Origin of the sequence: Thiomicrorhabdus sp. ZW0627 (assembly GCF_029767005.1) — a bacterium.
In the GTDB taxonomy this organism is placed as follows: Bacteria; Pseudomonadota; Gammaproteobacteria; order Thiomicrospirales; family Thiomicrospiraceae; genus Thiomicrorhabdus.
In genome coordinates, this window is sequence record NZ_JARUQR010000005.1 from 144,135 (window position 1) to 155,678 (window position 11,544).

Here is an 11,544-nt window from a genome sequence, read left to right on the forward strand (position 1 = left end):
TGCGATCTTATTGGTTGTCCAGATCCACCGCCATTTTGATCTCTTCCAGAATCGTCGGACACGCACTCACCACTCGGTTCCAGTTCGGCATGAACGGCACTTCGCCCGGCGTCTCTATGAAGTCTTTACCGGCTTGCATGATGTTTTCCGCAAACAGTTCAATCACCTGTTCTTCGGAATGCAGATCCAGTCTCAGGCCATTCATCTCGGCATCAAACGCGTAGGATTCCAGCTGATCCAGTGCCGTACGGTAATAGATGGCGCGAATCGTACGCAAAGTACTGTGAGAAAAAGCATGACCTCTGACCGCCAGCTTTCGGAATAGCGATTTAGCGATGTCCTGACTCATTCTCGACAGGCCTGCCTGCTTGTTCTCGAAAGAAACATCCTGATGTTTGTGGTCGTAAACATCCGCAATGTCTACCTGACAGACACGGCGATTCGAATAGTTGCTCAGAATCTCCGACATGACCCCGACTTCAAGCCCCCAGTCGGATGGAATACGGATCTCTTTAAGGCATTGGACGTCCATGGCGAACTCTCCGGCCAGCGGATAACGGAAACTGTCCAGATAACTCAGAAGATCGTCCTGCCCAACCACACCTTTCAATGCTCTCAAAAGCGGCGTCACCAGAAGGCGCGAAGCTCGTCCGTTCAGTTTGCCGTCCGCATATCGCGGGTAATACCCTTTCGAAAACACGAAATTGAACGTCGGATGTGCGACCGGATAGATCAGACGTGCCAGCAGGCCACGGTCGTAGGTCAATACGTCACAATCATGCAGAGCCACTACATCCGCTTGCTGGGAAGCCAGCACATAACCGTAACAGTTCCAGACGTTGCTCCCTTTGCCACGTTCTTTTGGCGCCAGATCCTTCTCTCTGAGTTTTTCAGTGATTGCCTGCATCCGCGGGCCGTCATTCCAGACAATTTTGAAATTCTGAGGAAGACCTGAAAAATACTCCTTGGCGAAAGCGAACTGCTCTTCGTCCGCACGATCCAAACCAATGACAATCTGGCTCAGATAAGGAACATTTTTTAACTCTTCAACGATATTCGCCAATGCCGGGCCTTCAAGCTCGCTGAACAGGGAAGGCAGAATCAAACCTAAAGGCTTCTGCTTACTGAATCTGACCAACTCGGCTTCAAGCTCTTCAACCGGTCGGTCAGTAATATTGTGGAAGGTTGTCACCGTCCCGTTCTGGAAAAAATCACTCATAGGATTCTCCTTTCATAGATAAATTGACAGGGGTTCTTACACCCCTTCCTGTTGCAGAATGTCCTCGATCGATTCGACCCAGCCAAGCGGAGCCTCCGATTCGGCATAAATGGCATTCTCAACATCCAATGCCTCCCCTTTCGCGGGAGGCAGTACCACTGCGATGTCTGCATGACATAGCATATCCAGATCGTTCTCGCCGTCCCCCAATGCGATCACTTTACAACTCGTTTCACATTCAAACGGCGGATGACTGGTCAGATAGCGCATCGCATCCGCTTTATCATGACCCGCCATGACATGATGAAACCTTCCTCCTCTTTTCAAGATCAGGCCTTCTTTTTCAAGTCCCTCCTTGAACGCTTCCAAATTTTCATCACTGTCCATCCAAAGGATCGGTTCACTCACCTCGCGTTCTTTGGCTTTTACCGCGTCGGCGGATTTCAGCCCTGTTTTGTTCATCACCTCTGCGACCGTCCAGTCGCCAAACCCTTCGAATTTCCATTGATTCGCCTTGCGAAGGTGCTTAATGTAAGAGCGGATATCTTCATACGGCATGCCGATCAGATGCTTTTTACCTTGTTTGCCGTCATCCAGCAGGATGACCCCACCGTTTTCGGCAATCACCGGCGGCATCAACCCTAAGCGCTGCTGCCAGGTCTCCAATTCAGCCAATGTTTTGCTGGAGTTCAAAACCACTGGAATACCGGCACTCTTCAGACGTTCGATCAGTGGCTTCACCACCTCATATTCATAGGTATGATGGTTCAGCAAGGTGCCGTCCAGGTCTGTAAAAATGATCAGTTTGCGCATGAAAAAGCCTCCATTTACCACTTTCCCAAGCTTAACTTTTCACGCCGTTGTCTTTAATGACAAGTTTGTTATATATCGCCAAAGACAAAATGATCAGTGCCACGCCTATTATGAGATACAAGGCGTAAAGCATCTTAGACGGGTCATTCAACGCCGTCTTAAACACCACCATCAATGCTTCGATAGATAAGGCGATGATGATTGCGGTCAGGAATTTCGACAGCAACCTGGCCTCATCCTTCTTATCCGAATAGGCTTTATAGATCACCTCACGTTCAAGAAGGGTTTTGGCGAGGTCGAAAATCGCTAATCCCAATGTCAGGGCGACAATCGGCTTGAAAACGCTTTCCAGTGTGTATTGAGAGAAGTCGACCAGTTGCGAATAATAGTCATAGAACGCATAACCGATCGACATCAAGGAAAAGAAAATCAAAGAGATACCGATTCCCAGATAAAAACTTTTGGAAATCGCATTGAATACAGGATGACGCTCCACCAGACCAAAACGGCTGAGAAGAGTCGTTAAATTGAAATCGAAGAAAAAGTAATGACCTTCGGCAAAAAGCATGGCGGTAACGCACGCTTCTCCGGTCGCTGAACTCAAATACGGACGTGAGATTGAAACCCCTTTTTCGATCTCTTCAAGTTTCGAAACAAGGTACTTTCGATTTTTGCCTTTGGCAAAATTATCAGTACGGCTTCGGTAGATATTCGGTTCGGTCTGAACAAAGTCCTCGTCGGTGATGTACACCAGCTCCAGGCTTGGTAAAACCCGAAACATTCTCTGTACCCCCGGTATATCCGTCCCGATCAACTGCCCGTTGTTGCTCAAGGTTTCAATCAGAAACTTCTCTATATCCGATTGATATTGGTTGTACAGATCGATAAATTCTTGCATAAACTCTCTTAGTTCCTTTTACTGTCATCAAGAGGCCTGCCCGAACTTATCGAATCGATTCGGGCCCCGTCAGTGGGTTCTGAAATAGGCCTCGTTGAACTCATCCAACGCTTTATCGAGCGCATTCGAAACATCGACGAACTCGTCCATCATCCGATCCCGAAGCTTCATATCGTCGAAATTCATATCCGACGATTTTTCCCTGAGTTGCATCACATCCGCGATCAGTTTGTGCTGTTGCTGATGCAATTCTTCAACCTGTTTAAACTCAGACATCTGTTGAATAGATGGCTCGATAGAAACAATACTAGCCAATGCCGTGCCAACACTACTCGCTGCAGGATTCTTCGCTGTTTCCATGTCGATCGAAACGTTCACGCCATTCAAGAAGGATTGAACGTTAGTCAGCCAAATACGCATCTCTTGACGGACATTGGCGACACGTACACCGTGAATGTCCGGAGTCTTTTGAATCAGGGTCTCCGTATAGGATTCATTGATCTGGAATTTATTGGTTTCGACCATCAACAACTCGGCCTGTTGCTGTAAGGATTCCGACGCGGCGGAAGTCTCTTCCACCAGTGTGGCATTGTTCTGGATATTTGCATCCAATGCCTGAATCGCCTGCGAAACCTCAGCAACACTCTGCTGCTGCTCAGTAATAGAACGCACCACTTCGGACAAGGATTGACCGATTTGGGTCACACCTTCGTTCACAACGGTAAAGGCATGTTCGGTTTCCTGAACCTTTTCCACCCCTTGCTTGACCTTCACACTGGATTCATCGATCAGCTTTTTGATGTCCTGAGCGGCTTCAGCGGATTTCTGTGCCAAGCTGCGAACTTCACCAGCCACAACGGCAAAACCACGCCCGTGCTCACCGGCTCGAGCCGCTTCTACTGCCGCGTTCAAAGCCAGTAAGTTGGTTTGGAATGCAATACCGTCAATCAAACCGATGATATTGGAAATCTTGTCGGAAGTATCCTGAATATCTTCCATCGCCGTGATGGTCGACAACAGCGCGCCTTTCGCCTTGTCATTCTCACTGACAGCCTGTTCGGTAAGGTGGCTGACGCCGCTCAATTCATTGCTGTTCTCGATCTGCAGCTGATTGACGCTTTGCATGGTGGCGTTTATCTGCTCCAATGTCGCCGCTGCCTGCTGGGTTCTGGACGACAGATCCAATGAGGCCTTGGTCGATTCAGTTGCGGCCTGGCCTACGGTATCCGATGCTTTCTTGATGTACCAGATGATCGAACTCAGGTTGTTCAATGAAACGTTGGTAGCCCCTTTCATCGCTGCCAGAGACCCCTGAAGATCTTTTTCGACACGTCCGCGAATGTCACCGGTCGCCAAGTTGTTCATGACAAAGACCATGTCTTCAATGATTTCATTAAGAGAAGCGAACAACTGGTTGATACTGTTGGAAGTATCCAGGAAGAACCCCTTAAGGTTCGTAGTATCCAGGTGCAGATCGGTATGTCCTAAAGAGGCCATCTGTAGCGTCATTTGCAAGGTCTGCTCGACACTCTTCTGCTGGGTCAGATCCAGCCATTCGATCACCGTCCCTATCTGAATGTCTTCATCGTTATAAACAGGTCGAATTTTGATATCGAAAATGAAATCCGCAAAGCACTCTTCCAGATCTTGAGAACGGGATAAATCGGTAAAGCTGTCCTTGTCCGAGAAAACGGTACACAATTGACTGCCTAACAAGTGTTCAACCCTGAATTCAGGATAGACACTTTGCAATTTGCTTTCGTGCGCATCAAAAAACTCTTGTAACGCATCGTTCAGATAAAGAATGCTGCCTCGATTATCGACCATCATGACCTGAGATGACGCACTGTCTAGTGCAGACTTCAATCGTGTACTACGGTTCAATTTCTCATAAGCGTCGTCATACATGGCACCCAATTGCACCTGCATCATCTTAACGGCAGCCACCAGTTTACTTAACGAGTGATTCCCCAAGAAATCCACCTGCCCGGAGAAGTCCCCCTGGCGCATCATATCCATTGTTTGCTTAGCCCGGCCTAAACGTTTGAAGGCGTATTTCCGTCCCGCCCAGGCATACAGATAGAAAGCCACGCTGACCGCAGCGACCCAACCGACCGGTATATCGATGACACCGGCTTGAATCAGACTGGCACCAATTCCTAATATCGCAATCATCCCAACCATCAAATTGATTGGGTGAATAACATGAAATGTGCAGAAGCGCTCTAAAGGACCAACCAAGTTACCGTTTTTGATCTGCTTGCGGCCTTGTCGAATTTCCTGGTAGGCCTGTTCGGCCTTTTTCTTGGTTTTATCATCAATCGGCCTACGCACCGAGATAAAGCCAACTATTTTCCCCTCTTCCAGAATCGGGGTCATATTGGCTTCTACCCAATAATAACTACCATCCTTACAGAGGTTTTTAACAATCTGAACCCAGGGTTTCCCGGATTTCATCGTCGCCCACAAATCCTTAAAAACCTCTTTAGGAACGTCCGGATGTCTAAGAATATTGTGCGGCTGCCCGATCAACTCGCTTCTACTGTATCCACTGGCTTCGATAAAAGCGGTATTCACTTCGGTGATCGTACCGTTCAAATCTGTTTTTGAAACAATCGTCCCTAGAGATGAGACATCCTTTTCCACACCCGTATTTTCCATAGCGACCCAACTTCCTCCTAAACTGAAATCTGCACTGTTTCAATGGACTTATCGTGATAAAACACATCAAAACAGGCGACATAACGCTGTCCGGAATCAAACTCAATGGTCTTAGATACGGTCAAACAAAGCTGCATATCGATTAAAGACCGGTACGGCTCAGACACACAAACCTGATTGTGCTTCTGCATCGCCGTCGTAAAGTAAGGTCGGTTTTTCCAACACAACCCCTTACCTTTCTTGAGAATATCCATCGCGCCCTTAATCGCCGCTTCGTCTTCTTCGCTAATCTGATAGCCGAATTCATCCAAAATAAAGAAACGTTTTACAAAAGAGAGGCTGGAAAGTTTCTTCATCTCTTCTTCGAGACAATTCAAACTTTCCAGCTGCGAAAAGTTTTCAAATAAGGTTTCATAACCTTTTTTCTGAATTTGTTTTACGAACTGTTTTTCAGCCACATAGGCGGGATAGCTTTCAGTCGTTTGCTGGATGCATCTTTGCCCTTTTTCCACCGTATTTAAATAGGCATCGGGCCGTGCAAAATAGTAGCCCTGAACCAGATCCACTCCGGCATCCATAGCAAGAAGCGCCTGACTTTCCGTTTCAATGCCTTCCAGCAACGAGATGCTGCCAGCCTGTTGGATCAGTTGAGTAAGGTTTCTAAGAATGCTTTGGCTGCGCATGCTTTTCGTCGCTTCCAGAAGAACCTGTCGGTCCAACTTCACGATGTCAGGCTGAGCCTTCCAGATACGGTCAATGTTGGAGTGTCCGGCACCGAAATCGTCCAATGCTATCAAGCAACCGAGTTCACGCAGAATATAAATCAATCGTTCAAACAGTGCTTCATCCTTGATTTCGCTCTCAACGACCTCAACCACGACCTCGTGACCTTTGATTTCAAGTTCGGAGAGCAAGTCGCCCAAACAGAATTCGTTGAGACTGGTCACATTTTCAAAGTCCAAATTCAAGAAAAGCCAGCTATCCGGCAGCTTGGTTTCTTTCCAGTTAATCAAGTGCATACGATTGATCAGTCTGGCGTAATCGGCCTTGGAAACACCATCTGGCGCTTGCAAACATTCATAAGCCGATAACGCTTTTCCTGATATTTTGGTACGGCCTCTTACCAGCGCTTCCACCCCGATACAGGCTTGATTGGAAAAACTGTAGATAGGCTGAAACACCGAATAGAGATGACTGTCCGTAACGGCCTCCGATAGCGTAATGTCTGATCGTTCTTTAACTAGCTGTAAAATTTGGGCATTCATATAAATTGAAAAGCACCTCCATGAGGTGCACGTTAAAAATTAATGTTCCACGTTACCCTGCCTTCATTCTGACAACGCAACACTTCAGAAACGCAATGGTCGTAAGCCGGATATCTCTGCAAGATCGTTTGTGCCGGGCAACCACCTAACACACATAAAACTTGACCGTGCTAAGCACTTTCCTGCTCTGAAAGGCCTGCAATAACGCTGATAATTTCATGCGCAATAACGGAGATCTTTTTACCTTGATCCATAGCCATCTTACGCATCGCTTGATAAGCCTGATCTTCCGACATGTTCTTATACTCGATCAAAAGACCCTTGGCTTTTTCAATGACAGCTCTCTCCGAAAGCTTGTGTTTGACTTGAGCCAACTCTTTCTTGACCGCTTGACACTCATTGAAACGTGCCATAGCAACTTCAATAATAGGCTTAATTCGCTCCGGACTCTTACCGTCAACGATATAGGCCGTCACACCCGCCTTGACCGATTTGGCAATGACTTTAGAATCTCGCTCGGAACTGAAACACACCACCGGCTTAGGGCAGTACTCATACACAACGGCAAACTGTTCAAATAACGAAGATGTAGGCTTTTCAACATCCAGAACAATTAGATCCACGGCCAGCTCTCCGACCACTTTCAGAACATTATCCGAAATTGAAATCGTATTGACCTGATCCACACCAGACTCTTTTAAGCCAGACTCTAATTCAACGGTATTCGCCGCATCGTCGCAAACTAGTAATACATTCAAACCTGACTGCACTCTTATTCCTCCTTGGAAACTCACAAGCCTAATAATAACAACAGTCAGACCATCAAGCATTAACCCTTACAATTCAACAAGTTAACTATAAAAAAGTTAAAAAACACCACCTTAACTACAATTTATAATAAACAACGGAACACAAGGGCACCAATAAGGTGCATTTTCGAAAGAAGCTTTAAGCGGCTCAGCCAACAACTAAATATAAAAAAAGGCGCCTCCAACAATGTGGAGGCGCCATTCAGAGTTTAACGTTAGGACAACGGATTAAAATTTAACCGTACCCCAAACCCACAACTTGGAAGTATCTGTTGCATACTTATCAGCATCGTAATTAGCGTATTTCACACCGGCTGTATAGTTCTTACCAAACTTTCTCGCAAGCAAAACATTGACTTCAGAACCATAATGCGCGCCACCTTTATCGGCAGAATAATCATGGTAAACACCCAGCAATTTGTTACCAGCGATCTTAGTCGCAACTTTGAATGAGTTATCAACCAAACCGTTTGCCGGAGTAGCCAAAAACTTATCCGCCCAACCGTTATATGCATGCTTGGTTGCCAAAGGAGTTTGGAAAGACTTGGTGCCGTCGCCACCCAACACTTCTTGTGCCGCCACTAAAGTCACACCGGAAACCTTCACACCTAACTCAAGGTTACGGTAGTCACCACCGACATTATTCGCATCCGCGTAGTCGTCTTGAGAAGCAAAGTCCGCCTTATAGATCAACTTGGTCCCTTCGGAAATCGGTGCAGCACCGGCAAGACGAACACCTAGTGTCTGGCTATCAGCCGTACTGTTATCCATATCGATGAAATAGCCGTAACCGCTGATCTTAAGCGCAGGGAATGCACTAACATCCGCTTTCACAGCATGTGTTTTCATTGGCTGCTTCACACCTAGCAAGTTATCCGCTTCAACCAAATACGCATAGTCCAACTTCACTTTCGACAATTCGTTTACTTGTGCTCTGAAACCTGTGAAAACCTGCTCTGTTTGACGCCATCCCACATTCCCCAAGAAACGAGGATCAACTGTAACGCGCTGCTTACCTAGCTTAAAGTTACTTTCAGAAACACCATAACCGATCCATGCCTGGTTCAGACGAGTTACTGCCGGGTCTGCAATTACGGCAACTGCATTGGAGTCTGCATCCGGACCTGCAGGAACGTGGTAATCGTTACGCTCACCGATCGATTCGGTTCCAGACATTTCTACAAATGCATCAAATCCGTTGAATTTGCCTGTTTTGTAACCGACTCGCGTTCTTTCCGTTAACGCAGATGCGTCTTCCACACCCTTCTGATCAACGGCTTCATAACGAACGTTCAAGTCGATCGACGCTTTACCGCCAACCAACGCTTCTGTAAATGTATCAGCTGCAACGGCAGGCTGAGCAACAACAGCCACACCCAAAGATGAGGCAAGCACAGCCTGCTTAATCCCTTTAGAAATCTGGTTTAACTTAAATCCCGACAATACAGTCGCTTTTTTATCCGAACAAGACAAAGATTCGCCCATCATGTACTCCTTAAATCCCTTTCATCATCCGGCGTTCTGACAAGACACCTTTTAAAGGGAAAACATATAAATGACACAACCGTCAAAACACAGAAAAGCGTGAAATAACAGCAGATAAATAAAGACCAATCAGACCACTTTGCCTGCTGCCGATGACATCATCGGCAGATGTTTCAACCTCATGTCAAAACCTGATAGGAATCGTATTGACTCCATAGAAATCAAACAAAACCGTTTTTTAGCAGGAACAGCCGAATCGACAGCAAGACCTCACTAAAACTAATGATTCCATAGCGCCAGAAGTGCCATTAATGAATAAATATAAAAAAAACATATAGATAGATAAGATTTTAGACAGACAAGAGCGGCATACAAAGGGAATATATGACACTTTCTTTACAAAAGACTACATAGGCGTACATTTGTCTACATTTGACTACAATTAAGCCTATTTAAGAAACAAACACCTTGAAAACAAAGCAGAAAAAAGACTGGAAAACGACAAAACCAAAAGCGCCAATCAAAAACGCTTCACCCTACTCCTTTCATAAAGTCGGTCTCAGCCATCCGACGATCCATTCCCTGCGAGGACATGAAAGCAAATTCCGAAACCAGATCCGGAACAGGCGAACCGGACAATTCCGATAAAAGTCGACTAGCCCATCGGCGATAGGATTCCTGTACCTCATCCTCAGCAAATACCGGAGGCATAATGGAACAGGCCTGCTCGGATTTGAAAGCTAAATACAGTTTCCTGCCAGCCCAAGTACGCTTGCCATAAAAACGACTCCCCAGAGCAAAAAGCGCATAACGCATACTGGAGAGATCGGATTTAGCGAATTGCGCACTATCCAGAAATGCTTCGCCATTCGAAGGAAACTCGCCGTTTCCTCTCGAACCAATAAAAAATATCACACAGGATTTTGCAAAATTCGCTTCAGACAAATCGTTTAACGAGAGCAATCTGACATTCAACGACAAGGCACGACAGTGCCTCGTAAAATCTTCAGCCAACGCTTTGGTCTTTCCCCCGTCACTCGCATAGACGATATACGCGGACGGCGTTGTCTTAAAGTTTTTCATACGACCTCAACAACAGAAACCTTTAAGGACAAGCATCCCTACCGCAATCCTGTTTCATTTAAAACAGGGATTGAGCATGAAACTACAAACAAAAAGGATTACTTAAATCTACGACTCGAAGAAAAAATCCGCTTATTCAAACCGCGTCTTTCGAGTTTTAATTCTGAACTTTTCCATGAAACCAATTGAAACAACCACTTCAAAATCATTTCCTCCCCTAATCTTGTTTTGGATACCTTCATTCAGAACAATATCGACTAAGGTCTTGATACCGCTCAACTGAAAATCACTGGATACCGAAAAACGATAGGAAACAATCAAAAGATAGGACTATCATGCAAATCCAGCCAAGACTGAATTTTCAACGGATCGGAACGGCCTCGACAAAGAAAAGATGCGGAGTGCATCAAAAGCCGTTCGCGTATGATTCTTAGAAACCGTTTAACTTCCTGTCAATTTGATTGATCCGCGTATCACTGACTTTTTTAAGTCTTTTCATATTAAGATTATTTGATACGCACCATTAAAATTGACAGCTTCGTCAAACACTTTGTCACTAAGCTAAATCCTCTTAACAACTAACTCTCCAAAAAACAACATTTACTTAAATATCAACATATTAAAAACAAAATAAGGGATTTATCTTTGATAAACCAGGCATAAAAACTGTTATATGTGCACTGTTTTAGATCGAAAAACACCATTTTGGATAAAAAGTGTTCGGTAAATGCCGAAAGCATTTGAAATAGATAGGAAAATAAAAAGACAAACCCTTTTGGAGAATCCAGAAGGGTTTGTAACGGAGTTCAAATTGATTTAATGACCGTGCGGAATCAAGGCTCTCAATACAACAAGGTACAAATAGAACCAAACGATCGATCCGCTCAAGAACCAGATACCAACACGTTGGATTCCACTTAAAGACAGGACAGCAAGGCGTTTATGAAGAATAAACAACGCCCAGATCACCGCCACGTAATTGAACAGCCCGAACAGGTGCACCCAAGCGTCACGGAAAGAAGCCAGCGGTTTGGCGGAGGCCGCGGAGCCGATCAACCAATACCAAGCGTTCATAAGATCAGAAGCATAATGCAAGAAGAAGAAACTCCCTACATGGCTCAAGGCACCAATCAACATCAGAGGCGCCATAAACTGCCCTACTGACTGGAAATAGTCCTTCACCGGCATTCTCAACCATTTGGCACTCAAAGCAAAACTCGACCATACAATAGCAAACGTCGAAACGACCGCCATACTTAAGGCCATTACGCCAACCCAATCCAAAAACGGAATCGACCATATCGATTCCAT

At 45.7% G+C, this 11,544-nt stretch carries 9 protein-coding genes; all 9 read right to left on the bottom strand.

The features are described 5' to 3' along the window. Positions 1-7: 7 nt before the first annotated feature. Complete coding sequence (locus QCB45_RS10315) at positions 8-1,219, bottom strand: glycosyl transferase (RefSeq protein WP_279420902.1); 1,212 nt, start codon at positions 1,217-1,219, stop codon at positions 8-10. A 36-nt stretch (positions 1,220-1,255) separates the two neighbouring features. After that, positions 1,256-2,032, bottom strand: a complete 777-nt coding sequence (locus tag QCB45_RS10320) for an HAD-IIB family hydrolase (protein WP_279420903.1) — start codon at positions 2,030-2,032, stop codon at positions 1,256-1,258. Positions 2,033-2,063: 31 nt separating this feature from the next. After that, complete coding sequence (locus QCB45_RS10325) at positions 2,064-2,930, bottom strand: hypothetical protein (protein ID WP_279420904.1); 867 nt, start codon at positions 2,928-2,930, stop codon at positions 2,064-2,066. Between the two features lie 69 nt (positions 2,931-2,999). Next, positions 3,000-5,591, bottom strand: coding sequence for a methyl-accepting chemotaxis protein (locus tag QCB45_RS10330; protein ID WP_279420905.1), 2,592 nt, complete (start codon positions 5,589-5,591; stop codon positions 3,000-3,002). Positions 5,592-5,608: 17 nt separating this feature from the next. Then, positions 5,609-6,856 (bottom strand): EAL domain-containing protein, encoded by a 1,248-nt coding sequence (locus QCB45_RS10335; RefSeq protein WP_279420907.1) that lies wholly within the window; start codon positions 6,854-6,856, stop codon positions 5,609-5,611. A 170-nt stretch (positions 6,857-7,026) separates the two neighbouring features. Beyond that, the gene (locus QCB45_RS10340; RefSeq protein ID WP_279420908.1) at positions 7,027-7,626 is read right to left on the bottom strand and encodes an ANTAR domain-containing protein; all 600 of its coding nucleotides are present in this window, start codon (positions 7,624-7,626) and stop codon (positions 7,027-7,029) included. A gap of 267 nt (positions 7,627-7,893) precedes the next feature. Then, complete coding sequence (locus QCB45_RS10345) at positions 7,894-9,153, bottom strand: hypothetical protein (protein WP_279420909.1); 1,260 nt, start codon at positions 9,151-9,153, stop codon at positions 7,894-7,896. A gap of 528 nt (positions 9,154-9,681) precedes the next feature. Beyond that, positions 9,682-10,233, bottom strand: coding sequence for a flavodoxin family protein (locus QCB45_RS10350; protein ID WP_279420910.1), 552 nt, complete (start codon positions 10,231-10,233; stop codon positions 9,682-9,684). Positions 10,234-11,049: 816 nt separating this feature from the next. Further along, the coding region (locus tag QCB45_RS10355) for a hypothetical protein (RefSeq protein WP_279420911.1) at positions 11,050-11,544 on the bottom strand (495 nt) is incomplete at its 5' end.